This is a genomic window from Actinomadura rugatobispora (assembly GCF_055379765.1).
This window is the reverse complement of record NZ_AP029191.1, coordinates 8905300-8930259: the sequence shown is the minus strand read 5'-3', so window position 1 is coordinate 8930259 and position 24960 is coordinate 8905300. Positions and strand designations below refer to the sequence as shown.

The following is a 24960-nucleotide window of genomic DNA, read 5'->3' as shown; positions in this document are numbered from 1 at the left end:
CACACCGAGTTCCGTTCTGGCGAGAACCGTAGGGGGCCGTTCGGGAGACAAGGGGTGTTCATCCCGATCCGAGCTGGAGGACCGCATCGTGCACCGACGACTGGGCGTCGTGTGAAGGCCGTGCCCGTGAAGCCGCCCGCGGCGAGCGGGCTCGCCGACGCCGACGTGATCCGGCTGTCCCTGGACGACCCCGAATGGTTCGCCGAGTTGTTCGACCGGCACCATCGCCGGATCCATCACTACGCCGCGCGGCGCCTGGGGGTGCAGGCGGCCGACGACATCGTGGCCGAGACCTTCCTGGCGGCCTTCCGCCGCCGCGCCGCCTACGACCTGGCGCAGCCGCTGGCACGGCCCTGGCTGTACGGGATCGCGACCACCCTGGTGGCCCGGCACCGGCGGGCCGAGGAACGCTACTACCGGGCGCTTCGGCGCACCGGGGCCGACCCTTTGCCCGAGCCGCTGGCGGACGCCGTGGCCACCCGGGTCGTGGCCGAGAGCCGGCAGCGCCAGCTGGCGGACGCGCTGGCCGGGCTGTCACGCGGCGACCGCGACGTGCTGCTGCTGGTGGCCTGGGGCGATCTCACCTACGAGGAGGTCGCCCAAGCCCTGGAGGTGCCCGTCGGCACCGTGCGTTCCCGCCTGCACCGGGCCCGGCGCAAGGTCCGCCGAGCCCTCGGCGACCCCATGACGGCCGAGGAGGCCACCGATGAATGACCTGGACCTGCTCAAGGACCTGCGCCGGGCCACCCCGGAGATCACTCCCGCGGCCGCGGCCGCGGCGCGTGACCGGCTGCGCGCCGAATGGACCGAGCCCGCGCGCGGGCCCCGCCGCGCCGTCCCGCGCGGCTGGTCACCGCCACGGCTGGCCACCCGCGCGGTCCTCGCAGGAGCCCTGGGGCTCGCGCTCGCCGTCGGGATCGGCGTCGCGCAGAACACCGGTGACCCGCGGCACGGCGTCCGTCCGGGCACCTCGATCGCCAACGCCGCCGTGCTCGGGGAACGGGCCGCCCGCGCCGTGGAGAACACCCCGTTCACGATGCCGCGCCCGGACCAGTGGATCTACCACAAGGGACAGTCCGCCCAGTTCAGGGGCGACATGAACACCTGGTGGCTCGGCATGGACACCCGGAGGATGAACACGTGGGAGGACTGGGAACGCGTCGACGGCCAGGGCTCGGCCCAGTTCGTCGGGGGCAGGCTGCAGGTCCGCACCCCCGGGAGGCGCGAGGACCTCTCGGGCGACCTCGTCGGCTACAAGGCCCCCGGCCCGGACATGTACCGCGTGATCAAGGAGCTGCCTACCGAGCCCGGCGCCCTGCTGCGCGCGCTCTACGACCCGGACACCCTGCGGGTCCCCGATAATCCGGACGCGCCGAAGAACGTGCCGCGTGCGGTGCGGGTGAAGCCGGACGACCGTTCGGTCTTCGGGACCATCACCGATCTGCTCCAGCGGCCCCTGCCCCCCAAGCTGCGGGCCGCCCTCTACCGGGCGTTGCCGCGCATCCCCGGCGTGTCGGTCCAGACGGACGCGACGGACGCCGCTGGACGGCACGGCACGGCCTTCACCAACACCTTCGAGGGATGGGTCCGCGAGATGATCATTCTGGCCCCGGCCACGTACCGCTATCTCGGCACACGTTCCTACGCCGTCCGCGACCACGTGGCCCAGGGCGAGGGCACGGTCAAGAAGGGCTCGGTCCTGCAGCTGACCGCCCAGCTCGACATGCGTGTCGTCGGCAAGCCCGGCGCACGGCACTGATAAACGGGTCGCTCCGGCGCCCCGGCAGCGACCCGGCCGTTACCAACCGCTGCGCACAATGCTGGCGGGAGGTGCCCGGGTGCGAAGGGTGGACCGCGAGCACTACGCCGGCCTGCTGCGGCTCGCGTACCTGGTGCTGGACGACGGCGACGCCCCTCTCGCGCGCGCCCGCCGCGTCGCCGCCGGTGCGGCACGGGTTCGGCACGGCGGTCACCCGGCCAGGCGGGCGCGGCTCGTCGCGCTCCTGCTCACCGCCCCGCCGGCCGGCCGGCACCGGCTGCACCGTCTCTTCGTCGAGCCGGTGCGGACCCCGCCGGGGCCGGTCCGGGCGGCGCTGCGGGAGCTGTCTCCGCACGAGCGGCTCGCCTACCTGCTGCGGTGCGACGGTCTCACCGCACCCGAGGTCGCCGCCGAGCTGGGCGTCCACCGCGAGTCCGGCGTCCGGGCCGATTTCCGGGACGTGGATCGGGTCACCGCCGCCGTGGACGGCCGGACGGGGCTGGACGAGGCCGCGCAGCGGGCCGAGATCGAGGCGTTCGAGCCCGACCTCGTCCGGCTCCGCCCGCCGCCCGCCGTCCCGCCCGCCTGGCGGGCCGGCATGGCGGCCGTGCTCGCGGCGGCGCTGGTGGCGGTCGCCGGGTTCGTCCTCACCCGGCCGGACGCGGCGCCTGGCGGGCCCGCCGCGATCGACCCTGGTGCGTGGCAGAAGACGGGCACACCGACCATCAACGAGTGGCCCGCCCAGGGCGGCCGGCTGCACGACGCCGGGCTGCTGCGCCGGGCCGCCGACGCCTGGCGGACCGACCGCCGCGACCCGCCGCTCGGCCGCGTCTTCGTCCTGTACGCCGGGACGGTGGACGGCGCGGCCCTGGTGGTGCTGCGCGACTCCCCCGGCCCGCGGGACGCGCCCCGCGTGGCGCAGTACTTCGAGCGGCGCCTGTCGCGCGGCGTGGAGTCGGTCCGCACGCTCGGGACGGGCGCGGGGCAGCTCATCATGCTGGGGATGACGTGGCGCTACCTCGTCCCGCCATGGCTGCGGGACGTGCGGGCGGCGATGCCGTCCCGGCGCTCCCCGGACTGGCAGCCGGTGGCGGTACGGGACGGGCTCAGCGATCCGCTGCCGTGGAGCTGGTTCACGCCGCGCTGCCAGAACTACGTGGTGTTCCAGATGACGTCCCGGCCGGCCGCCGGCGGGCGACCGCGGACGGTCACGCAGCTCGCCCCGCACAACCCGCAGTCCGCGGCGCCGCAGGTGTGGTTCCGCGACCCGCCGGAGCAGGAGGAGCGGTTCCGCTGGGCCGCGCTGCACGCCGTCGCCTGCGAGGCGGCGGCGACGCTGACCGAGTCGGGCGACCTGCGGCTCGGCCATCTGTGGAGCGGCGAGCTGCCCGAGGGCGGCGGCCGGGCGACGCTGCTGACGGTGGACGCGTCCTCACCGGCCCCGGGCGGCTCGATCCTGATCTCCGAGGACGGCCGGGCGCTGTCCGAGCGGGGCGGGACCAACAGCGCCACCACCTCGTCCGCCGGGACGATCACCGCCGCCCTGTGGTGGCGGGCGCCCCGGCGCTGGCATCTGGTGGCGGCGGCCGGCCCGAGCGTCGCGCGGCTGAAAACGGTCGGCGAACTGGGCTCCCACGAGAAGGGCGCGGGACGGCCGGGCGGAACGCCCCTGCTGGTGGTGCCGGGCCCGCGCGCCGGCGGCACGCCCCCGGAGACGGCCCGCCTCCCGGTCGTCCAAGTCGTGGCCTACGAGTCGGACGGAGACCGCACGGTCGTCAGCCCTTCATGAGAAGAGTGGCTCCCTGAAACGGCTGCGCCCAGCGTGCCCTACCCCCTCCTGAAGAGCGCCTTTGCCAAGCTGGACCCGCGCGGCCCGAACGAGCCCTGCGGATCCGGAGCGAAGGAGAGCCATGAGCAAGGTCTTCAGCGCCCATGCCGTCTCGGTCGACGGCTATATCAGCGGTCGCACGCCCGACGGCGGCGAGGAGTTCGGGCGCGGTCTCGGTGACGCGCCCATGCTCTTCGACTGGTACTTCGACGGGGACACCCCGAGCCGGCTGTTCGACGGATTCAAGCTCAGTGAGCCCAGCGCCCGGCTCTTCGACACCATCGCGGCACGAGTGGGGGCGGTGGTGGCGGGGCGCACCACCTACGAGCACTCGGGCCATTGGGGAGGCGGCGGCCCCCACCCGACGGCGCGGCTCTTCGTCCTCAGCCACCGGCCCGCGCCCGAGATCAGCGAGACGCAGACGCTCGTCACCACCGGCGTCGAGGACGCCGTCGCCGCGGCCCGCGAGGCCGCCGACGGCAAGGACGTCGCCCTCATGGGCGGCGGCGTGCTGACCTCCGCGCTGGAGGCGGGCCTCGTCGACGAGGTGATCCTCCACCAGGTGCCCGTCCTGCTGGGCGGGGGTCGCGGCTTCTTCCACGAGTTCCCGGAGCACGTGCGCCTGCGTCTGCTGGAGGCCGTCCCGGCACCCGGCGTGACCCACCTCCGCTACGAGGTGGCCCGATGATCCTCGTCACCGGCCCCGGGTGATCAGAAGGTGATGGCGACTTTGCCCCGGGCGCGGCCGCGTTCGAGGTAGCGCAGCGCGTCGGGGATCTCGGCGAACGGGTAGGTGCGGTCGATCACGGGGGTGATCTGTTCCCTGTCCATGAGGTCGGCCAGGAGGCGCAGGTCCGTGGAGTTGGGCTTCCAGGCGACGCTCGCGATGCGCTGCCTGACGAACGGGTTGGCGAGGGCTCCGCGCAGGATCTGCGCCGCCGGGCCGAGCAGGCTGCCGCGGGCCGAGGCGATGCCGCCCACGATCACGAGCGTTCCGCGGGAGGTCAGGGGACGCCGCAGTGCCACCAGCGACCGGTCGCCCACGATGTCCAGGAGCAGGTCGTAGCGTCCCCGGCGTTCGGTGAAGTCCTCGCGGGTGTAGTCGACGACGTCGTCCGCGCCCAGGGAGCGGACCAGTTCGATGTTGCGGGTGCTGCACACGCCGGTGACCTCGGCTCCGAAGGTCTTGGCGAGCTGGACGGCGAACGTGCCGATGCCGCCGGAGGCCCCGTTGACCAGGACCCGCTGACCGGCGGAGATCTCGCCCACGTCCCGCAGCCCCTGCAGGGCGGTGTGCGCGGCCATCGACACCGACGCCGCCTGCTCGAAGGTGAGGCGGGCGGGCTTGACGGCCAGCCTGTCCTGCGGGACGGCGACGGTCTCGGCGAACGAGCCCAGCCGGACCTCCCCGAAGACCTCGTCGCCGTGCCGCAGTCCGGTCACCTCGTCGCCCACGCGCTCGACGACGCCGGCGAGGTCGGCGCCGAGGACCAGGCCGGGCTTCGGCCGGCGCAGCCCCATGCTGAGCCGTACCAGCTTCGGGTCGGCCGCCGCGTGGCGCCAGTCGTAGGGGTTGACGGACGCCGCCCGCACCCGGACGAGCACCTCGTCCCGGGCGATGGCGGGCTCGTCGACGTCCTTGAGGGTCAGCACGTCGGGCGAGCCGTAGCGGTCCCAGCTCCAGGCCTTCATGGCGTCTTCCTTCCGGTGGATTCCGTCGTACGCCGTAAGGTTGTCATACGCCGTAAGGCTATCGTACGGCGTAAGGGAGTCAAGGGGTGCGGCGGAAGAGGGTCAGACGGTGACCGGAAGTGACGGAGCGCCCGGCGGGCTCAGGAGCCGGCGGTGCGGCGGCGCTCCAGGCCTTCGAGGATCAGGTCCAGCGCGAACTCGAACTCGAACTGGTCGTCGCAGAAGCCCAGGGTGCCGTCCGGGTCGTCGTGGACGGCGTCCGCCAGCATCCCGACGAGGTTCGGGAACTGCTCGGCCATCTGCTCCATCATCGCCGCGGCCGCGGCGTCCGTGCTCTGGGCATCGTCGGGCTGGAACAGCTCCTGGGTGAACCCCAGAGCGCGGCTGCCCAGGACGTGCAGCGCGCGGTGGGCCAGTTCGTAGGAGAACCCGCCCGCCCGGAGGAGGGCGACGATGTGGTCGACGTGGGCGATGAAGATCGGGCTCGTGCTGGCGCGGGTCTCGAGCACCCGCGGGGCCCAGCGGTGGCGCAGGAGGACCTCCCGGGCGGCGAGGATCCGCGCGCGCAGCGCCCCCTGCCAGTCCTCGTCGGGAGAGGGCGCCTCGACCTCCTCCACCGCCGCCATGATCTCCCCCAGGACCACCTCGACGAGGCCGTCGAAGACCGCGTCCTTGTTGGCGACATGGTGGTACAGCGACATCGCCTCGACCCCGACCTCCTGCGCGAGCCGGCGCATGGTCAGCGAGTCGAGGCCGTCCCGGTCGGCGAGCCGCACGGCCGCGCGCAGCACCCGCCTCCGGCTCAGCGGGATGCGGGGCTGCTCGGTCAGCTCGTCGGCGTCGGTACGTGGGATCATGGATCTTCCTCCCGGCGCACTCTACCCGTACACGGTAAGTCTCACGCCGGTTCCCACGCGCGGCTAGTGGGCGTAGCGGAGTCTGGCCTGGTAGGGCTCTTCCAGCCGGGCGATCTCCGCGGGGGTCAGTTCGAGCGTCAGTGCCTGCTCGATGACGTCGAGATGGGCGGGGGCGGTGGGGCCGAGGAGGGGCGCTCCGCTGGGGGACTTGGCGAGCACCCAGGCGAGGGAGACCGCGGCCGGAGAGGCGGCCCGGTCCGCGGCGACCGCCAGCAGGCGTTCCAGGACGCGCTGGTCGCTGTCGCGCCCGTACCACTTTCGCGCGTGGTCGTCGGTCCGGCCGCGCTCGGTGCCGCGGTCATGGCCCCGCGGGTCGCCGGCGAGGAAGCCGCGGGCCAGCGGGCTGTAGGGCAGGAGACCGATCCCCTCGGCCCGGCACATCGGGATCAGTTCGCTCTCGTGCTCGCGCCACACGAGGTTGTAGTGGTGCTGCATGGTCGAGAAGGCGTGGCGGCCCAGCCGCCGGGCCTCGTAGAAGAATTTCGCGAACTGCCACACCGGCATGTCGGTCGCGCCGACATAGCGGACCTTTCCCGATTCGACGAGGGTGTGCAGGGCGTCGAGCGTCTCCTCGATGCGGGTGTCCTCGCGCCAGACGTGCGTCTGGTACAGGTCGATGTAGTCGGTGCCGAGCCGGCGGAGGGAGTCCTCGACCGCGGCCAGGATGTGCTTGCGCGAATAGCCGCCGGTGGTGGGCGTGCCGCCCATGCGGTTGCCGACCTTGGTGGCGAGGATGTAGTCCTCGCGGGGCAGCAGGCGGCCGAGGGCGGCTCCGAGCACCCGCTCGCTCTCGCCGCCGGAGTAGAAGTTCGAGGTGTCGAAGAAGGTGATGCCGAGTTCGACGGCCCGTTCGATGACGGGAATCGACGCCTTCTCGTCGAGGACCCAGGATCGCCACGTCGGGCTTCCGATGCCCATGGCGCCGAATCCGATCCGCGATGTCCAGAGGTTCGTGGAGCCCAGCCGCGTGTGGTCCATCAGTCCGTTTCTCTTCAGCCCGCGTGCGAGCGGGATCGTTCGGATGTCGGCACCCGGAGGCTCTCGAAGAGCTGGGTGACGGTGTCGAAGTCGCGCTCGTCGATGTCGATGCCGTGATCGACGGCGTTCCGGTAGGCCGGGGTGTCGAGCCCCTCCCCCGCACCGCCGGTGGTGGCGCGCAGCGTCAGCTCGCCGGAATCGGGGCCGCGGACCTCGACGCGGACGTCTCGCTCGGCGGCGCGCGCGACGAGGTAGGGCAGGAACACCGCGCCGTAGACGTTCCGCACGCGGACCTGGCGGGAGCCCGCGGCGGCCGCCTCGGCGCAGGCGAAGTCGAAGATCCGGATGCCGAACTCCAGCAGGCTTCCGCCGCGGGCGTCGACGACGGCCTCCTCGGGGGTCTCCGCGATCACGCGCGGACGGGGCCGCGGGCTCCAGTTCAGCCGGGCGCGGTTGGTCTGGACGAACCGCAGCGCCCCGCCCGTCACCGCCTCGGTCCAGACCAGCATGTCGGCGGTCTCGTCGGCCTGCCCCAGCGGGACGCCCACCATGCGGAGCGCGTCGGGGGCGTAGCGCCGCAGCTCGGGCACGGCGATGTTGGTGGTCATCGTCTCGTCCTCATGTCCTCACGACCGTGTTCTCCGTCGCCCCCTGGGCGCCGATTCCCCACTCCCCCTCGTGGCCGTCGGCGAGATCCTCCGGCAGGGGCGCTCCCCGGTAGAAGAGTCCGCGCACCCACCGGCCGCTGTGCGGCGTCGGCAGCTCGATCCCGAGGACCGACAGGAAGCATCGGATTCCGTTGCTGGCGAGAAAGTCCGCGTCGCAGACGCTCGCCCGAAGCTCGCTGTAGGGCGACGTCGCCGCCAGCTGGACGCGTGCCACCGAGAGCGAGTGCTCGGGCTCCTCCAGCAGGAACCTGCCGATGCCGACGTCGCCGGGCACGGACGCCAGGAAGTCGTGCAGCCTGCGGGTCATGCCCGCGACGTCGATGACGGTCTCACGCTCGACGCCCACGTCGACCGATCGCTCGCCGCGCCGGTTCTCGCCGTTCTCCTCCGAGCGGTACCAGAAGAACTCCCGTTTGCCGGGGCTCTCCAGGTCCAGGGTGAGGGCCCAGCCGAAGTGCTCCTCCAGGAGCGCGCGGACCTCGCCGACGGTCATCGTCGGGTCGACGGCCTGCGGCCGCTGCATCCCCGCCCTGGTCACCCGGCTGAACTCGCCGGCCTCGGGATAGAGCTCCAGGAGGAGGCCGCGGACGACTTCGGCGGCCTCGACGCTGCCGTAGCCGTCCACCGCCTCCAGCAGGGCCGGCCACGTGCGTTCGGTGGCGTCCCCATCGGCTTCGAGCAGTGCGTGGAGGTCGTCACGTGCGCGGAGAAGTGCCGCGGCGACGTCTCCGCGAGGCTCGATCAGGTCGGCCGCGGCCTCGGGGGCACCGGCGTAGGTGGACGCCGCGTTCGCCAGCAGGGACGCCAGGCGCCTGATCCGTCCCGGGTCGGCGGGCTGGGCGGCGGCGTAGGCGAAACCGAGCTCACGGGTGAGCATGAAGGCCGAGAGCCGCGCCGGCCAGCGCACCAGCGCGGCGACGGTGCCCAGGCCCGAGGAGTTGCCGATGCCGATGTGCCGCCGGATCCGCGGGTCGAGCGCCACCGCCCGGACGTCGCGCACCCGCGCCGTCGCCTCGACCAGGTCGAGGCTGACCAGGCGCCAGAGGTAAACGCAGAAGAGGTCGATGTGGTACGGCATGGACAGCGGACCGCCGTGCCGGGCGTGGCTCTGCCAGGCGCGGGTGCCCATCCGGCCGTTGCCGTAGTAGCCGCCGTTGCGCAGGATGTAACCGCCGTTCGCGTCGAGGGAGGACACCGCCGGCTGCTCTCCGCGCGCCAGCGCGTCGACGACCTCGTCGAACGTCCTGGTTCCGCGACTGGCGATGGTCCAGCCGTAGACCTTCGGGTCGGTGCGCCCCCGCCACACATGGGCGTCGAACTCCCGGCGCTCCCGCAGGAACCGCTGCTTGTCGGCGGGGCCGTCCAGCAGGATCCCGAAGAACTCCACCCGGGTGTCGCGGAAGAGGCGCTGGTGCCCCGGCGGGAACGGCGGGTAGACGAAGACCCCGAAGGAGAGTCGTCGCTCCTCCGCCCGGATGTCGTAGGCCATGTACCCGGTGCCGTCCTCGGCGACGTCGCACTCGCGCAACGTGATGCGCCACCGGTTCTCGGCCATGCGGCGTACCAGGGTCTGGGCGAAACTCAGCTTGCCGGCGGTCATGCCGCGCAGCGTCCGCGGCGACATCACCTCGTCGGGTGAGCGCATCAGCGCCGCGGCCCGCCGGGCCTTCTCCGACAGCTCCCCCGGGAGCTCGTCGAACACCCACTGCGGAACGCGGACACCGGCTCGCGGCGTCGTCATCCGTCCATCCTTCCGACCGTTCCACGCCTGACCGTGTGTCACAGGCCCGCCAGGTAGTTCTCGGCGGCCCCGAGCGAGATCACGTCGGCGTACTTGGCGTCCATGTCGAACAGGTTCACCTGGTGCGGGAGGACGGCCCGGTCGAAGACGCACTCCTCCACCACGGCGTTGCGGAAACCGTGCGCCGCCGCGTCCACGACGCTCGCGCGCACGCAGCCGCTGGTCGTGCAGCCCGCGTGGACGACGGTGTCGACCCCGCCGCCGCGCAGGTGAGCGGCCACGTCCGTCCCGTGGAAGGCGCTGGCCGCCGATTTCGCCACGACGTACTCGCCGTCCCGCGGGGCGATCTCGTCGATGATGTCGGTGCCGCGGCGCGGCGTGCCGGGGCGGTCGCCCTCGGGCCTGCCGTGGGTGTAGACGACCGGGATCCGCGCGGCCCGGGCCGCCGCCAGGAGCCGTGCGATCGCGGGCACCGCGCGCCACGCGGCCCCGCCGCAGCTGTCGGGGTACTTCGCGACCGAGTCCAGAACCGGTTCGTCGGCGTCCCCGGTGAAGTTGTACTCCACGTCGACGACGAGCAGCGCCGGCGATGCGCCGAGCCCGAACACGCGGTGGTATCCGGCCTGCTCGTAGACGGCCCGCTCGGACGCGGTCAGCGCCTGGAACACATCGGCGGGCGCGCTCGCGGATGGTCCGGCCGACGGCACCCGGCTCATGGGGCGGCCCCCGCGCCGGCCCTGGCCGGGGTGTCCCTGACCTCCCGCCAGAAGTGGCAGGCGACCATCCGGCCGGGCTCCACCTCGGTGTACGCGGGCGCCTCGGCGCGGCACCTGTCCCGGGCCAGCGGGCACCGGGCCGCGAACCGGCACCCGGCGGGCAGGTTCGACTGGCTCGGCGGCTCGCCCGCCACCGGGACGACGGGCCGGTCGCGCTCGATCCGGGGGTCGGGGACCGGCGACGACGCGAGCAGGCTCACGGTGTAGGGGTGGTAGGGCCGTTCGTACAGCGGCTCGCTCGCCGCCGACTCCACCAGCCGGCCCGCGTACATCACCGCGACGCGGTCGGAGATGTGCCGCACGACGCTCAGATCGTGGCCGATGAACAGGTAGGAGAGGCCGAGTTCCCGCTGGAGCCTCCGCAGCAGGTTCAGCACCTGCGCCTGCACGCTCACGTCGAGCGCGGAGACCGCCTCGTCGCAGACGATGAACTTCGGGTTCACCGCGAGCGCCTTGGCGATGCAGACGCGCTGGCGCTGGCCGCCCGACAGCTCGGAAGGGCGGCGGGACATCATCTCGCGGCCGAGCCCCACCAGTTCGAGCAGGTCGCCCACGCGCCCGCGCCGCGCCTCGCCCTTGGCCAGACCGTGGATGGCCAGCGGCTCGGCGACGATGTCACCGACCTTCATCCGCGGGTTGAGGCTGTCGTAGGGGTCCTGGAAGACCACCTGCAGTCCGCGGCGGACCTCGAGCAGCCGCCGCCGGCCCGCCCCGGTGACGTCGACGCCGTCGAACCTCACCGTGCCGCCGGTCGGCTTGACCAGCTGCAGGACGGCCCGGCCCGTGGTGCTCTTCCCGCACCCGGACTCCCCCACCAGGCCGAGCGTCTCGCCGGGCGCGACGGCGAACGAGATGCCGTCGACCGCCCGGACGTCGTACCCGAGCCTGCGATGGGCGCGGGACCGGGACTTGTAGTGGACCCGGAGGTCGGTGACCTCCAGCAGGGCGCCGTCGCCGGACGGCGTCGCGCCCGTCGCGCTCGTCGCGGTCGCGGTCATCGTGCCTCCCCTCCCTCCATGACGGCGGCGTCCGCACGGCCCGTCCGAGCACGTACCTCGCCGGGGTCCACCCAGCACGCCGCGGTGTGCCGCTCCGGTGAGACGGGTTCTGGCGCCTCGGCGGTGCAGCGGTCGAGCACGACCTGGCACCGGTCCGCGAACGGGCATCCCGGGGGCAGTGCCAGCAGCGACGGGGGCCTCCCCTCGATCGAGACCAGGTCCTCCGACCGCGGGGTGTCCAGCCGCGGGATCGCGCCGAGCAGCCCGACGGTGTAGGGGTGCTCTGCGGCGTAGAAGATCTCGTCGACGTCGCCGATCTCGACGATCCGGCCGGCGTACATCACCGCCACCCGGTCGGCGAGGCCGGCGACCACCCCCATGCTGTGGGTGATCACGACCATGGCCGTGCCCAGCCTGGCCGTGACCCGTTTGAGCAGCCGCAGGATCTGCGCCTGCGTCGTCACGTCGAGCGCCGTCGTGGCCTCGTCCGCGATGAGCAGCTTCGGGTCGCAGCTGAGCGCCAGCGCGATCATGACGCGCTGCCGGAGCCCGCCGGAGAGCTGGTGCGGATAGCTCTTGAGCCGCGCGGCCGGATCGGAGATCTCGACCAGGCCGAGCAGCTCGACGGCGCGGGCGTCGGCCTCCCGCCGCGACGCGCCGGTGTGCTGCCCGATCACCTCGCGCAGCTGCGCGCCGACGGTGAGGGTCGGGTTGAGCGTGGTCATGGGGTTCTGGAAGATCAGCGCGATCTCGTTCCCGCGCAGCGCCCGCAGCCTGCGCTCCGGGAGTCGCAGCAGGTCGCGCCGCTCGTACAGGATCTGACCGGAGGTGATCCGGCCGCGGGTGCGCGGCAGCAGCCCCATGATCGCGAGGGCCGAGGCGCTCTTGCCGCTCCCCGACTCGCCGACGAGGGCCAGCACCTCGCCCGCCCGCACGGTGAACGAGACGCCGTTGAGGGCGTGCACCGGGCCCCGGGGCGAGTCGTAGACGGCCTGGAGGTCCCTCACCTCGAGCAGGGGCGTCTCGATGTCAGACTTCATCGCCGGCTCCTCCACTCCGTTCACCGGTCCGTTCGCCGGTCCGTTCGCCACCCTGGATCGCCGTGCCGGATCGCTTCCGCCGGCGGCGGGTACGCCCCGTGACCTTTGGATCGAAGAGGTCGCGCAGGCCGTCCCCGATCAGGTTGAAGCTCAGCATCGCGACGAAGATGAGGAAACCGGGGACGAGCGACATCAGCGGCACGGTGCCCAGATAGGGATAGCCGTCGCGGAGCATGCCGCCCCAGTCGGGCGCGGGGGCGGGGAGTCCCAGCCCGAGGAAGCTCAGGCTGGCCGCGGTGAAGATCGCCATGCCGCCGGTCAGCGCCGACTGCACCACCGTCACCTCCAGGACGTTGGGCAGCAGGTGCCGCAGCAGCACCCGCGACGTGGACGCGCCCGACACCTTCGCCGAGGCGATGAACTCCCGCTCCCGCAGGCTCAGCGCCTGGCCGCGCACGACGCGGGCGAACTTGGGCACGTTCACCACGGCGATGGCCGCGGCGACCGTCCAGAAACTCGGTCCGAGCGCGTAGGTGATCGCGAGCGCGAGGATCAGCTCCGGGAAGACGATCAGGCCGTCCATGACGCGCATCACGACCGCGTCGACCCAGCCGCCGACATAGCCGGCCAGCAGGCCGACCAGCACCCCGACGACGAGGGCGATCAGCACCGAGACGATGGCCACGGCGAGCACGAGCCGGCCGCCGTACAGGGCGCGGCTGAAGACGTCGCGTCCCAGCTGGTCGGTGCCGAAGACGTAGCCCCCTCCCGGAGGGCTGAGCACCGTCGCGAGGTGCTGTTCGAGCGGCTCGTGGGTGGCGAAGACCGGCGCGGCCAGCGCCAGCACGACCAGGACGGACAGCAGGACCGAGCCGAGCGTCAGCCGCGGGTAGGCGCTCGTCGCCGTCCACAGGCGGCGCCCCGTCGAGACGCGCGGCCGGGCCGCGGTCGGGAAAGTGGTCGCGGCCATCTCAGCTCACCTTGATTCTGGGATCGAGGGCGCCGTAGAGGAGGTCGACCAGCAGGTTGATGACGACGACGCCCAGGGTGATGACGAGGATCAGCCCCTGGAGTACCGGGAAGTCCTTGCCGAGGATCGAGTTGGTCAGCAGGGTGCCGACGCCCGGCAGGGAGAAGATGTTCTCGGTGACGACCGCGCCGCCCACCAGCCCCGCGGCGTTGAGCCCGACGACGGTGACCATCGGGATCATCGTGTTCTTCATCGCGTGGCGCACCACGACCCGGCGCGGGTCCAGGCCGCTCGCGTGCGCCCGCAGGACGTAGTCCTCGGAGAGCACGCTGAGCATCAGCGCCCTGGTGTAGCGGGCGAACGTCCCGACGTAGGCCATCGAGAGCGTGACCGACGGCAGCACCATGCGCTCCAGGTTGCCCAGCGGGTCCTCCGAGAACGGCACGTAGCCGCTGCTCGGGAGCACGCCCAGGGTGAGGGCGAAGAAGTAGACGAGCAGGATGCCCAGGAAGAAGTTGGGCAGCGACAGGGCCAGCACCGAGGCGCCCGAGGCGAGTGCGTCGATCCAGCGGCCGCGGAAGAGCGCGGCCGCCACGCCCAGCGCCGTCCCGGCCACCAGGGCGATCAGCAGGGCGAGCACCATCAGCTCGACCGTGACCGGGATCCGCTCCAGGATCGTCTCGGTGACCCCGGTCGGCGTCCGGAACGAACGGCCGAGATCGCCCTGCAGCAGGTTGCCGAGCCAGTCGAAGTACTGGACGGCCATCGGCTTGTCCAGGCCGAGGCTGCTGGTCATCTGCCGCAGCTGCTCGGGCGTCGCCGAGGAGTCCTGGCCCCCCATGAGCGTCCGCACCGGGTCGGGGAACAGCACCCGCGTGACGATGAAGGTCAGCACGCTGACCACGATCATCACCAGCACCGCCGCGCCCAGTCTCTTGATCACATACCACGTCACAGCAGCCTGTGCCTCCAGCCTTGAGGGATGTCCCGCGACCGCCCGGACGTCACCGGCTGATCCACATCTCGCGCAGGCGGTAGATCGCGTCGGGGTACAGGGTCACGCCGCCCAGCCCGCTGCTGTGCGGGACGAGGGCGTTGGGCCAGACGACCCACACGTACGGCGCGTCCTTCTCCACGATCCGCTGGATCCGCCGGTAGATCTTCGCGGCCTCGGCGTTGTCGAGGACGCCGGCGGCCTCGTCCAGCAGGCGGTCGACCTCGGGATTGCTGTAGCCGGTCGAGTTCTGGCCGCCCTTGCTGTAGAGCAGGGTCCGCAGGAGCCCGTCCGGGTCGGCCCGCGGTGTCCATTGGGTGAGCGACCAGCCGATCTTGTCGTCCACCACGTTGTTGTAGTAGTCGCTGCCGGGGACGGTGCCGACCTTCACCTTCAGGCCGATCTTGGCGTAGTCGCCCTGCAGGAGCTGGGCGATCGCCTGGTAGTCGGAATCGCTGGAGTTGACGTAGTTCACCGTCAGCCCCGCCGCCCCCGCCTGCTGGACGAGCTGCCTGGCCCGGTTCAGGTCGTAGGGGTACACCGGCAGGGTGTCCTCCTCGAAGTACGCCCAGCCGATGCCGGTGGGACCGGTGGCGACGCGCGCCTTGCCCCGGTAGATCGCGCTCCTGACGCCCTCGCGGTTGGTGGCGTGGGCGATGGCCTGGCGCAGCTCGGGCCTGTTGAACGGCGGCTTGTCGCAGTCCATCTGCAGCGCGTACCAGCTCCCGGTCCGCGCCTCCTTGAGCGCCACGCCCGAGTCCTTCTGGATCGTCAGGGCCAGCTGCGGGGTGATGGGGTCCGTGAGGTGCGCCTCGCCGGTGCGCAGCATCGTCAGCTGGACCTGCTGCTCCGGCGTGTTCTTGAAGGTGATGGAGTCGAGGTGCACCTTGCCGGGGTCCCAGTAGCCGTTGAACCGCTTGAGCTTGAGCTCGCTGTCGGCGGTGTAGCCGACGAACTCGAACGGTCCGGTCCCGACCGGGTGGACGCCGTAGTCCGCGCCGTACTTCTGGACGGCCGCCGGCGACACCATGAAGCCTGGCCGTTCCCCGAGCGCGGCGAGCAGCGGCCGCCAGGCGGTGGCCAGGTTCAGCTCGACGGTCGCGTCGTCGACGACCTCGACGGCTTCGAGGGGCGGCGTGAGCGAGCCGCGCAAGGGCGAGTTGGTCCTCCTGTCGAGGATGCGGTCGAGATTCCACTTCACGGCCTCGGCGTCGAAGGCCGTGCCGTCGTGGAACCGCACGCCCCGGCGCAGATGCAGGGTCAGCCGCTTGCCGTCCTTGCTCGTCTCCCACTTCTCGGCGAGCTCGGGGACGATGTTGAAGTCCTTGTCGTAGGCCACCAGCGTGTTGTAGATCGCGTAGTAGGCGAAGCGCTCGGTGGTGTTCTGCGAGAAGGCCGGGTCCAGCGTCGAGAAGTTCATGCTCATCGCGAAGACGAGGTCTCCGCCGCGGACCGGCGGCCCGGTCGGCCCCTCGGCCCACTGCTCGCCGGTCGAGACGCCGCCGCACGCGGCGATGAGCAGGCCCAGCGCGGAGACCCCACCGGCCTGCAGGACGAACCGCCGGCTCATCGCGCCGTCCGGCGCGGGGCCCGGCCGATCCGCGTTCTGGCGTGCCACTGCCTCCACCTTTCGTCAGAGTCGGATGATGCTGCGTGGACCCGGGTCAGTCGCCGCGCGCGACCGCGCGGCCGGGCGGGCGCCCGGACGGCGGGACCCGCGGGCCTTCCCCGGGCGGGTGCAGGAAGTCGCGGACGGTGGCGGCGACGATGCCGGCGGCCTCCTCGAAGACGGCGTGCTTGACGCCCTCGACGACCACCAGCCGCGACCCCGCGATCCGTTCGTGCATCGCCCGGGACATCTCGGGGGGCGAGCCGACGTCCAGCGCGCCCGTCATGATCAGTGTCGGAGCGGTGATGCGGTGCAGCTCGTCGATGAGGTCGGTGGTGGCCAGGACGCGGAAGGCCGCGGCGTAGGCGGCCGGGTCGTTCCGCCGGAAGCGGTCCAGGTGCGCGCGGACGACGCCGGGGTTCTTCTTCCGGAAGTCGTCGGTGTACCACCGCTCCCCGCCGTCGGCGACGACGGCGGGACCGCCGGTCTCCACCGCGCGCAGGCGGGCGAGCGCCGCGGCACGCTGTGCTGCGGTGCGGCCCGCGACGGCGCTCAGGATGACGAGCCTGCCGACCAGTCCGGGATGGCGCAGCGCGACGGCCTGGGCGATCAGCCCGCCGAGGGAGAAGCCGACGATGTTCGCCCTCGCGATGCCCAGCTCCGCCATCAGGCCGACGTGGTCGGCGACGAAGTCGGCGATGTCGTAGGGGCCCGCCGGCTTCGGCGAGGTGCCGTGGCCGCGCAGGTCATAGCGGACGACCGTGCCCTTGTCCGCGAGCGGTCCGATGACCGGATCCCATCGGGCCAGGTCGGAGCCGACGCCGTGGATCAGGACGGTCGGCGTCCCCGCCCCGGGCGCGCCGTCGACGACGGTGTGCAGCGTGGTGGCGGGGAGCGTCCCCTGTGCTGGTTCCGACGCCGAGGGGCGCATCCGTTCCATACAGGCATCCCTTGTTCTGATGGCGTACCGGGTTCCGATGGTGAACCGGGCCGGTCGTTCGGCGGGTCACCGGTCGTTCGGCAGGTCGATGGGCCGAAACGCGGTGTTCCCCGCGAAGATGCGCATCAGTCTGCCGTTAGCTATCTGACAGGTCAATAGCTGACGGTCTCGACATCTGCTTGTAACACACGCCGTGCGGGCACCGTGTCGTCCTCCGCGTGCGCGAGCCCCGGCGGAATGCTCGTCCGCGAAGCCGACGGCAGACGAGGCGGCGGCGCGGCGCCGGGACGGGCGGCGCGCGCACAGTGCGGTCAGCATCGCCGCCGAGCTGTCCTACAGCGGACATCTCTCCCGGTTCTGTGTCATGATTGCGCCGTGACGTTCTCTGGTACTGCCGTCAACCGCCCGCCCGCCCTGATCCGCGATCAGGTCGCGGCGCAGATCCGTGAAGCGATCACCGACCTGCGGCTCCTGCCCGGACAGGTGCTCGTGGAACGGGAGCTGTGCGAGACCACGACAGCGAGCCGCGCGACCGTCCGGGAGGCGCTCCGCCAACTCGAGTCGGAAGGTCTCGTCGTCTCCACCAACGGACGCGGGACCGTGGTGTCGACCCTCTCGGTCGAGGACGCGAAGCAACTCTACGAGGTGCGCTCCTCCCTGGAGGGCCTGGCCGGACGCCTGTTCGCCGAGCGCGCCACCGAGTCCGAGCGGCGCGCGCTGCGGACGGCGCTGATCCACCTCGAAGAGGTCGCCGAGGACACCCGCCGGCTGTCGATCGCCAAGACCGCGTTCTACGAGGTCCTGGTGAACGGGGCCAAGAACGCCGAGCTGAAGCAGATCCTCGACTCGATCAACCGCCGGGTGACGCTGGTCCGCGCCGTCTCGCTCTCCAAGCCCGGCCGGGCCAAGGAGTCCCTCGCGGAGGTGCAGGCGATCTGCGACGCGGCGGTCGCCGGTGACGCCGCCCGCACCGAGGAACTGTGCCGTCAGCACGTCGAGCACGCCGCCGAGACCGCGCTTCCCCTGCTCGCGGAAGGTGAGGGCCTCGATCTCATCTCTCCGGAGCTCAGGGGCTGAGTCCGGCCTCGGTGTGAAGAGCGCCCCGAGCCAGGGCCGAGGGGCGCCTTCCCACGTGTGGACCGTCGCGTGCGGACCGTCGCGTGCGGACCGTTGAGCCTCAGGCCGGGCCGGCGTCCGCGACCTCGCGCTCGTGGTCGGCGATCGCCGCCCGCGCGCTCGGCAGGATCGACACGGCGGCGGGGACGCCCGCGTAGACGGCGACCTGCCGGACCACCGCGGTGAGCTGCTCGGGGGTGAGCCCGTTGCGGAGCGCGCCGCGCGAGTGGATCTCGAACTCGCGCGTCTTGCCGAGAGCGGCCGTGACGCCCAGGACGACGAGGCTGTGCTGAGCCCGGGCCAGCCGGTCGTCGGTCCAGATCTCGCCCCAGCAGTACGTCGTCATGAACCTCTGGAACTCGACCGTCAGATCGTCGACGTGGGAGGTCGCGGCGTCGACGTACTCGGAGCCGAGCACCTCCCGGCGCACCTTCATCCCCTCGTCGTGAAGGTCCTGGTCGGGCAGCGTGTCAGCGGACATGTGTGGCGATCTCCTTCGCGATCGGTTCCGGGCATTCCTGCAGGACCGTGTGGCGCGCCCCCGGCAGCACCGCCGCGCGCCCGCCGGTCCGGTCGGCCATCAGCCGGGACATGCGAGGCGGTGACCCGATGTCGGACTCGCCGGTCATCGCGAGCAGCGGCGCACGGATACGCCCCAGGTCGTCCGCCAGATCCGTGGTGGCCAGCACCCGGTAGGCGCGGGTGTAGGCGTCGCGGTCGAGCCGCTCCATCCGGGCGACGACCTCCGCGCCGGCGTCCGGGTGCCCGGCCAGATACTCCTCGCTGAACCAGCGCCGCACGCTGCCGCGCGCGGCACCGGCGGGGCCTTCGGCCTCGACCGTCGCGAGCCGCCGCAGCACCGCGGCCCGCTCCTCCCCGGTCCGGCCGGCGACGGCGCCGATCACGACGAGACGGCGAACGGCCTCGGGACGCGTCACGGCGATCCGCTGGACGATGAGGCCGCCCAGCGAGAAGCCGACGGTGTCGGCCGTCCCGACGCCGAGGCGTTCGAGGAGCCGCAGGTGGTCGAGGACGAAGTCGTCCACGTTCCACGGACCGGCGGGCGCCGGCGAGCGGCCGTGCCCGCGAAGGTCGTAGCGGACGAACGCGCGCCCCGGCGGCAGCTCGTCCAGGACGCCCTGCCATGCCTCCAGGCCGCTGCCCACCCCGTGGACGAAGACCAGGGGCGGGCCCGCGCCGAGGTCCCCGTCGACGCGGTAATGGACGTCCACCGGCTCGGTGAGAGGCTGCGGTCCGCCCGTTGCCCGCGGCGATGCGGGGAAACCCGATGTCATGGCGTCCTGTCTGATAGCTGCTAGATGCTCGGAATCTAATCGGCACCGATCATCTTGTCAACGAGCGTGTCCCGCAGCTTCACGGTGGTTCGACCTCACAGCTGACAGACAGCCGACATTAGGTTAGCGTGCTGGCCTGCGGATCACGCGCTTCGCCTGAAGGGACGACCTGAATGCCACTGCTCCCCGACACCCACGTGCACGCCCCCGAGTGGCCCGGCCGCGACTGGCGCATGCTGATCGGAGGCAGGTGGGTGGAGTCCGAGGGGCACCGGGAGGTGGTGGACCCGGGGAGGGGCGAGGTCATCGCCGTCGTTCCCGAGGCCACGCTCACCCACACCGACGCGGCCGTCGACGCGGCCCGCCGCAGCTTCGACGCGGGCACCTGGCACCGCCTGCCCGCCGAGAACCGGGCACGCGTCCTGTGGCGCATCGCGGACCTGCTCGAAGAACGGGCGGACGAGATCGCGACGGCGGAGGCGCTCAACCAGGGCGCACCCCACCGCAACGTCCGCAACGGCTTCCTCCCCGAGGCGGCCCGCGTCTTCCGGTACTACGCCGGCTGGGCGGACAAGATCGCCGGCCGGGCCTCGCAGCTGCGGCGCCGCGGGATGGACCTGCACGCCTACACGCTCAAGAGCCCCGTCGGCGTCGCGGCCCTCATCACCCCGTGGAACTCGCCCCTGGTGATGGCGGCGTGGAAGGTCGCCCCCGCGCTGGCGGCCGGTTGCAGCTGCGTCGTCAAGCCCGCGGAACTGACGCCGCTCAGCACCCTCATGCTGGCCGAGATCGCCCAGGAGGCCGGCCTTCCCGACGGGGTGCTCAACGTCGTCACCGGCGACGGCGTCACCGTCGGCGCGCGCCTGAGCGAGCACCCGCTGGTGGACAAGGTGGCGTTCACGGGTTCGACCTCGGTCGGCAAGGCGATCGTCCGCGCCGCGACCGGCAACCTGAAGAAGGTGTCCCTCGAACTCGGCGGCAAGTCCCCGGTCCTCGTCTTCGACGACGCGGACGTCGAGGAGGCCGTCGCCGGGGCCGCCGCCGCGATCTTCTCCAACGCGGGCCAGGTGTGCACGGCCGGCTCCCGGCTGCTCGTCCACGAGGCCGTCTACGACGAGGTCGTGGCCGGCGTCGCACGGCGCGCGGAGGCGCTCAAGGTGGGGTACAGCTTCGACCCTCTCGCGGAGATGGGGCCGCTCATCTCCGCGGAGCAGCGCGAGACGGTGATGGGCTACATCGAGTCGGGGGTCACCGAGGGCGCCACCGTGGTCGCGGGAGGCCGGAGCGCGGGCCCGGGATTCTTCGTGGAACCGACCGTGCTCGGCGACGCGCGGCCGCGGATGCGTGCGGTCCGCGAGGAGATCTTCGGCCCGGTCGTCGCGGCGATGCGTTTCAGCACCCTCGACGAAGCGGTCGCGGCCGCCAACGACACCCCCTACGGCCTCGCGGGCTCGGTGTGGACGCGCAACGTCAGAACGGCGCATCAGGTCGCCGCACGCCTCAGAGCCGGCCGGGTCGGCATCAATGTCCACGGCCTGCCCGACGTCACCATGCCCACCGGGGGCTTCAAGGAGTCCGGCTGGGGGCGTGAGCTCGGGCCCGAGGGCCTCGACCTCTTCCTGGAGTCGACCTCGGTCTTCACCAGGCTGTCCTGATCCGGGCGGCGGCGCGATCCGTTCGGCGACTTTTCGGGTGTTCCTTTATTCGGGTCGGGGAAGGCGGGCGGCGGAGGGTTAGGGGAAGGTAAAGAAGGTTGACGTGAATGGTCAGATGGCGTGAGATTCCTTGAGGACGAACTCGCCCGGTACGTCGCGGGGAAGGGCGTCGATTCGGCTATTCGCCACTCGGCCCCGGCAGGTGTGTCTTTGTCGTGATCCCGGGCGGGTCGCGCACCCAGGAGGGGAGACGCCGCCTTGGCCGCACGCACGGGCCGCCGGAAATGGGAAGAAGCCGCATCCGAACGGCTGCTGAAATCCGGGCGATTTCTGCGGCGCACGGAGACGACCGCGGACCTGCGCGCCGTGTACCGGGACGACCAGGACGTCAACGACCGGCCCTACCGGGAGCGCTGGGCGCACGACCGGGTCGTGCGGTCCACCCACGGGGTGAACTGCACCGGCTCGTGCTCCTGGAAGGTGTACGTCAAGGACGGGATCATCACCTGGGAGACGCAGCAGACCGACTACCCGAGCGTCGGCCCGGACCGTCCCGAGTACGAGCCGCGCGGCTGCCCGCGCGGGGCGTCGTTCTCCTGGTACACCTACTCGCCGACGCGCATCCGCCATCCGCACGCACGGGGCGTGCTGCTGGAGATGTACCGGGAGGCCAGGGCGCGGCTGGGCGATCCCGTCGCCGCCTGGGCGGAGGTCACCGAAGACCCGGAGAAGCGGCGGCGCTACCAGGAGGCGCGCGGCCGCGGCGGGCTGGTGCGGGTCGGCTGGGACGAGGCCCTGGAGATCGCCGCCGCCGCGCACGTCCACACGATCGCCCGGTACGGGCCCGACCGGGTGGCCGGGTTCTCCCCCATTCCCGCGATGTCGATGGCCTCGCACGCGGTCGGCGCGCGCTTCATGTCGCTGATCGGCGCGCCGATGCTGTCGTTCTACGACTGGTACGCCGACCTGCCGATCGCCTCGCCGCAGGTTTTCGGCGACCAGACCGACGTGCCCGAGTCCGCGGACTGGTGGGACGCGGCGTATCTGGTGCTGTGGGGTTCCAACGTGCCGGTGACGCGCACGCCGGACGCGCACTGGATGGCCGAGGCGCGTTATCGCGGGCAGAAGGTCGTGGTCGTTTCACCGGATTATTCGGACGCCACGAAATTCGCCGACGAGTGGCTGCACCCGCATCCGGGAACGGACGGGGCGATGGCCATGGCGATGGGCCATGTGATCCTCACCGAGTTCTTCGTGCGCCGCACCGTCCCCTATTTCGCCGATTACGTCAAGAAATTCACCGATCTGCCGTTCCTGGTGTCGCTGGTCCCGGGAAAGGACGGGGAGCCGACGCCCGGCCCGTTCGTCACCGCGTCCGATCTGGACCTGGACACCGGCACCGCGCCGGAGTCCCGGAACTGGCAGCCGGTGCTGGTGGACGACCGCACCGGCGCCCCCGTGGCGCCGGGCGGGACGCTGGGCCACCGCTGGGACGAGGAGGGCGCCGGACGTTGGAACCTCGACCTCGGCGACGTCGACCCGCGGCTGTCCCTGCTCGGGGAGGGCGAGTCCGTCCAGGTGGTGCTGCCGCGCTTCGACGTCGAGGACGGCGTCGTGCGCCGGGGCGTGCCGGTCCGGCGCCTGAACGGCCTGCTCGTCACCACCGTGTTCGACCTGCTGCTCGCGCAGTACGGCGTGCGCCGCGAAGGGCTGCCCGGGCAGTGGCCCGCCGGGTACGACGACCCGTCGCAGCCGTGCACCCCGGCGTGGCAGGAGGGCATCACCTCCGTCCCGGCGCAGCGCGTCGCCCGCATCGCCCGCGAGTTCGCGACCAGCGCGGAGCGCACCGAGGGCCGGGCCATGATCGTCATGGGCGCGGGGACGAACCACTGGTTCCACTCCGACACGATCTACCGCTCGTTCCTGTCGCTGCTGCTGCTGACCGGGTGCCAGGGCGTGAACGGCGGCGGCTGGGCCCACTACGTCGGGCAGGAGAAGGTGCGCCCGCTCGGCGGCTGGCAGCAGCTGTCCCAGGCGGCCGACTGGGCGCGGCCGTCCCGGCAGATGGCGGGCACCCCGTACTGGTACATGCACACCGGGCAGTGGCGGTACGAGGGGTTCTCCGCCGAGGCCCTGTCGTCCCCCACCGGGCGCGGGCTGTTCGCGGGACGGCACACCGCCGATCTCGTCGCGCAGTCGGCGCGGCTGGGCTGGATGCCGTTCTACCCGACGCTGGCGGCCAACCCGCTCGACCTCGGCCGGCGTATCGCCGAGGCCGGGGCCGACCCCGGGCGGTGGACGGCGGCGGAACTGGCCGCCGGGCGGCTGTCGTTCGCCTGCGCCGACCCGGACGCGCCGGAGAACTGGCCGCGCGTGCTCACGGTGTGGCGCGCCAACCTGCTCGGGTCGTCCGCCAAGGGCAACGAGTACTTCCTGCGCCACCTGCTCGGCGCGGCCGACAACGCCTCCGCCCCGCCCGCCGGTCCCGAGGCGCGGCCGCGGGAGGTGACCTGGCGGGACGGCGAGCCGCGCGGCAAGCTCGACCTGCTGATGGCGCTGGACTTCCGGATGACGTCCACCACGCTGTACGCCGACCTGGTGCTGCCCGCCGCGACCTGGTACGAGAAGCACGATCTGTCCAGCACCGACATGCACCCGTACGTGCACGCCTTCTCCCCGGCGATCAGCCCGCCGTGGCAGACCCGCACCGACTTCGAGATCTTCCACGGGCTGGCCCGCGGGCTGAGCGAGCTGGCCGCGGGCCGGCTGGACACCGTCCACGACCTGGTCGCGACCGCCGCGCTGCACGACACCCCCGGCGAGCTGGCCACGCCCGGCGGGCGGGTCCGCGACTGGGCGGGCGACACCTCAGGCGCTCCGGGCGCGCCGCCGCCCGAGCCGGGCCGCAACCTGCCGTCGTTCACTCTCGTCGAGCGCGACTACACCGCCGTCGCCGACCGGCTGGCCGCCCTGGGCCCCCTGGTCGAGGGGAAGGGCATGACGGTCAAGGGCGTCACCGTCCGGCCGGACGCCGAGGTGGAGTGGCTGGCGGCGCGGTGCGGCACGGCGGCCGGCGGCACGGCGCGGGGCCGTCCCCTGCTGGACACCGACGTCAAGTTCTGCGAGGCGATCCTCGCGCTGTCGGGCACCACCAACGGGCGGATCGCCGCCGAGGGCTTCTCCCGGCTCGCCGAGCGCTGCGGCCCGTCGTCCGGGCTGGACGAGCTGGCCGCGTCGGTCGCCGAACGCCGCGTGCTGTTCAGCGACACCCAGGGCCGGCCCGTCCAGGTCGGGGCGAGCTTCGAATGGTCGGGCAAGGAGGCGCCGGACCGCCGGTACGCCCCGTTCACCATCAACACCGAGCACGCCAAGCCCTGGCACACCCTCACCGGGCGCCAGCACTTCTACCTGGAGCACGACTGGATCGCCGAGTGCGGCGAGCAGCTCCCGGTGTACCGGCCGCCGCTGGACATGGCCGCGCTCGGCGAGTTCCGCGACCACGCCTCCGGGGCCGGGGACACGGGCCGGTCGGTGACGGTGCGGTACGTCACGCCGCACTCCAAGTGGTCGATCCACTCCGAGTACCAGGAGAACCTGCTGATGCAGACCCTCGCCCGCGGCGGCCCGGTGATCTGGATCAGCGTGCCGGACGCCGAGGCGATCGGCGTCGCCGACAACGACTGGATCGAGGCGGTCAACGGCAACGGCGTCGTGGTGGCCCGCGCGGTCGTCTCGCACCGGATGCCCGCCGGCACCGTGTTCATGTACCACGTGCAGGAGCGCCTGGTGAACGTGCCGCGCTCGCAGGCCACCGGGCGCCGCGGCGGCGTGCACAACGCGCTCACCAAGCTGCTGATCAAACCGACGCACCTGATCGGCGGGCACGCGCAGCTGTCGTTCGCGCCCAACTACTACGAACCCACGGGCAACCAGCGGGACGCGGTCACCGTGATCCGGCGGCGGTCCCAGGAGGTGAGCTACTGA

Annotated in this window: 21 protein-coding genes; 7 read left to right on the top strand and 14 right to left on the bottom strand. The window is 72.4% G+C overall.

Annotated features, from left to right (window positions below):
- Positions 1-120: 120 nt before the first annotated feature.
- From ACZ466_RS40215 to ACZ466_RS40200, 4 genes are all read left to right on the top strand, one after another.
- Positions 121-714 (top strand): RNA polymerase sigma factor, encoded by a 594-nt coding sequence (locus ACZ466_RS40215; protein ID WP_378281366.1) that lies wholly within the window; start codon positions 121-123, stop codon positions 712-714.
- Positions 707-1759 (top strand): CU044_5270 family protein, encoded by a 1053-nt coding sequence (locus ACZ466_RS40210; protein ID WP_378281367.1) that lies wholly within the window; start codon positions 707-709, stop codon positions 1757-1759. Before ACZ466_RS40215 ends, ACZ466_RS40210 begins: the two co-directional genes overlap by 8 nt.
- A gap of 79 nt (positions 1760-1838) precedes the next feature.
- Positions 1839-3548 carry a hypothetical protein gene (locus ACZ466_RS40205; RefSeq protein ID WP_378281368.1) on the top strand — a complete coding sequence of 570 codons (1710 nt, stop codon included), beginning with the start codon at positions 1839-1841 and terminating at the stop codon, positions 3546-3548.
- Positions 3549-3669: 121 nt separating this feature from the next.
- A complete protein-coding gene (locus tag ACZ466_RS40200) occupies positions 3670-4275 on the top strand; it encodes a dihydrofolate reductase family protein (RefSeq protein WP_378281369.1) in 606 nt (201 codons plus the stop codon).
- A gap of 23 nt (positions 4276-4298) precedes the next feature.
- Here the strand turns inward: ACZ466_RS40200 and ACZ466_RS40195 are convergent, their stop codons facing one another.
- From ACZ466_RS40195 to ACZ466_RS40140, 12 genes are all read right to left on the bottom strand, one after another.
- Positions 4299-5279, bottom strand: a complete 981-nt coding sequence (locus ACZ466_RS40195) for an NAD(P)-dependent alcohol dehydrogenase (protein WP_378281370.1) — start codon at positions 5277-5279, stop codon at positions 4299-4301.
- Positions 5280-5419: 140 nt separating this feature from the next.
- A complete protein-coding gene (locus ACZ466_RS40190) occupies positions 5420-6136 on the bottom strand; it encodes a TetR/AcrR family transcriptional regulator C-terminal domain-containing protein (RefSeq protein ID WP_378281371.1) in 717 nt (238 codons plus the stop codon).
- A gap of 63 nt (positions 6137-6199) precedes the next feature.
- Positions 6200-7174: an aldo/keto reductase gene (locus ACZ466_RS40185; protein ID WP_378281372.1), complete on the bottom strand. Its 975-nt coding sequence runs from the start codon at positions 7172-7174 to the stop codon at positions 6200-6202.
- A gap of 14 nt (positions 7175-7188) precedes the next feature.
- Positions 7189-7782, bottom strand: a complete 594-nt coding sequence (locus ACZ466_RS40180; protein ID WP_378281373.1) for a hypothetical protein — start codon at positions 7780-7782, stop codon at positions 7189-7191.
- 10 nt (positions 7783-7792) lie between these two features.
- Positions 7793-9583, bottom strand: a complete 1791-nt coding sequence (locus tag ACZ466_RS40175) for a hypothetical protein (protein WP_378281374.1) — start codon at positions 9581-9583, stop codon at positions 7793-7795.
- A gap of 38 nt (positions 9584-9621) precedes the next feature.
- On the bottom strand, positions 9622-10299 hold the full coding sequence (locus ACZ466_RS40170; protein WP_378281375.1) for an isochorismatase family protein: 678 nt from the start codon (positions 10297-10299) through the stop codon (positions 9622-9624).
- Positions 10296-11357, bottom strand: a complete 1062-nt coding sequence (locus ACZ466_RS40165) for an ABC transporter ATP-binding protein (RefSeq protein WP_378281376.1) — start codon at positions 11355-11357, stop codon at positions 10296-10298. The genes ACZ466_RS40170 and ACZ466_RS40165 overlap by 4 nt, the downstream gene beginning before the upstream one ends.
- Entirely contained in the window at positions 11354-12397 is a 1044-nt protein-coding gene (locus ACZ466_RS40160; protein WP_378281377.1) for an ABC transporter ATP-binding protein, read from the bottom strand. Before ACZ466_RS40160 ends, ACZ466_RS40165 begins: the two co-directional genes overlap by 4 nt.
- Complete coding sequence (locus ACZ466_RS40155) at positions 12387-13367, bottom strand: ABC transporter permease (RefSeq protein WP_378281378.1); 981 nt, start codon at positions 13365-13367, stop codon at positions 12387-12389. The genes ACZ466_RS40160 and ACZ466_RS40155 overlap by 11 nt, the downstream gene beginning before the upstream one ends.
- A gap of 1 nt (position 13368) precedes the next feature.
- The gene (locus ACZ466_RS40150; RefSeq protein ID WP_378281379.1) at positions 13369-14310 is read right to left on the bottom strand and encodes an ABC transporter permease; all 942 of its coding nucleotides are present in this window, start codon (positions 14308-14310) and stop codon (positions 13369-13371) included.
- Between the two features lie 61 nt (positions 14311-14371).
- Positions 14372-15979 (bottom strand): ABC transporter substrate-binding protein, encoded by a 1608-nt coding sequence (locus ACZ466_RS40145; protein ID WP_378281380.1) that lies wholly within the window; start codon positions 15977-15979, stop codon positions 14372-14374.
- Between the two features lie 46 nt (positions 15980-16025).
- The gene (locus tag ACZ466_RS40140; RefSeq protein WP_378281381.1) at positions 16026-16910 is read right to left on the bottom strand and encodes an alpha/beta fold hydrolase; all 885 of its coding nucleotides are present in this window, start codon (positions 16908-16910) and stop codon (positions 16026-16028) included.
- 375 nt (positions 16911-17285) lie between these two features.
- Here ACZ466_RS40140 and ACZ466_RS40135 point away from each other — a divergent pair, with 375 nt between their 5' ends.
- A complete protein-coding gene (locus ACZ466_RS40135) occupies positions 17286-17987 on the top strand; it encodes a GntR family transcriptional regulator (RefSeq protein WP_378281382.1) in 702 nt (233 codons plus the stop codon).
- A 100-nt stretch (positions 17988-18087) separates the two neighbouring features.
- On the opposite strand, the gene ACZ466_RS40130 is transcribed toward ACZ466_RS40135, so the two are convergent.
- Together ACZ466_RS40130 and ACZ466_RS40125 are read right to left on the bottom strand one after the other, a co-directional pair.
- Positions 18088-18507, bottom strand: coding sequence for a carboxymuconolactone decarboxylase family protein (locus ACZ466_RS40130; RefSeq protein WP_378281383.1), 420 nt, complete (start codon positions 18505-18507; stop codon positions 18088-18090).
- The gene (locus ACZ466_RS40125) at positions 18497-19258 is read right to left on the bottom strand and encodes an alpha/beta fold hydrolase (protein WP_378281384.1); all 762 of its coding nucleotides are present in this window, start codon (positions 19256-19258) and stop codon (positions 18497-18499) included. Before ACZ466_RS40125 ends, ACZ466_RS40130 begins: the two co-directional genes overlap by 11 nt.
- Before the next feature lie 236 nt (positions 19259-19494).
- On the opposite strand from ACZ466_RS40125, the gene ACZ466_RS40120 reads away from it, so the two are divergent.
- Positions 19495-20976, top strand: coding sequence for an aldehyde dehydrogenase family protein (locus ACZ466_RS40120; protein ID WP_378281385.1), 1482 nt, complete (start codon positions 19495-19497; stop codon positions 20974-20976).
- A 258-nt stretch (positions 20977-21234) separates the two neighbouring features.
- Positions 21235-24960, top strand: a complete 3726-nt coding sequence (locus tag ACZ466_RS40115; protein WP_378281386.1) for a nitrate reductase subunit alpha — start codon at positions 21235-21237, stop codon at positions 24958-24960.

What these genes read in the sequence shown, in the direction of transcription:
- ACZ466_RS40185 (WP_378281372.1), bottom strand. Translation starts at nt 7,174, where the DNA reads ATGGACCACACGCGGCTGGGCTCCACGAACCTCTGGACATCGCGGATC.
- ACZ466_RS40210 (WP_378281367.1), top strand. Translation starts at nt 707, where the DNA reads ATGAATGACCTGGACCTGCTCAAGGACCTGCGCCGGGCCACCCCGGAG.
- ACZ466_RS40165 (WP_378281376.1), bottom strand. Translation starts at nt 11,357, where the DNA reads ATGACCGCGACCGCGACGAGCGCGACGGGCGCGACGCCGTCCGGCGAC.
- ACZ466_RS40170 (WP_378281375.1), bottom strand. Translation starts at nt 10,299, where the DNA reads ATGAGCCGGGTGCCGTCGGCCGGACCATCCGCGAGCGCGCCCGCCGAT.
- ACZ466_RS40195 (WP_378281370.1), bottom strand. Translation starts at nt 5,279, where the DNA reads ATGAAGGCCTGGAGCTGGGACCGCTACGGCTCGCCCGACGTGCTGACC.
- ACZ466_RS40140 (WP_378281381.1), bottom strand. Translation starts at nt 16,910, where the DNA reads ATGGAACGGATGCGCCCCTCGGCGTCGGAACCAGCACAGGGGACGCTC.
- ACZ466_RS40200 (WP_378281369.1), top strand. Translation starts at nt 3,670, where the DNA reads ATGAGCAAGGTCTTCAGCGCCCATGCCGTCTCGGTCGACGGCTATATC.
- ACZ466_RS40120 (WP_378281385.1), top strand. Translation starts at nt 19,495, where the DNA reads ATGCCACTGCTCCCCGACACCCACGTGCACGCCCCCGAGTGGCCCGGC.
- ACZ466_RS40155 (WP_378281378.1), bottom strand. Translation starts at nt 13,367, where the DNA reads ATGGCCGCGACCACTTTCCCGACCGCGGCCCGGCCGCGCGTCTCGACG.
- ACZ466_RS40180 (WP_378281373.1), bottom strand. Translation starts at nt 7,782, where the DNA reads ATGACCACCAACATCGCCGTGCCCGAGCTGCGGCGCTACGCCCCCGAC.
- ACZ466_RS40160 (WP_378281377.1), bottom strand. Translation starts at nt 12,397, where the DNA reads ATGAAGTCTGACATCGAGACGCCCCTGCTCGAGGTGAGGGACCTCCAG.
- ACZ466_RS40130 (WP_378281383.1), bottom strand. Translation starts at nt 18,507, where the DNA reads ATGTCCGCTGACACGCTGCCCGACCAGGACCTTCACGACGAGGGGATG.
- ACZ466_RS40175 (WP_378281374.1), bottom strand. Translation starts at nt 9,583, where the DNA reads ATGACGACGCCGCGAGCCGGTGTCCGCGTTCCGCAGTGGGTGTTCGAC.
- ACZ466_RS40190 (WP_378281371.1), bottom strand. Translation starts at nt 6,136, where the DNA reads ATGATCCCACGTACCGACGCCGACGAGCTGACCGAGCAGCCCCGCATC.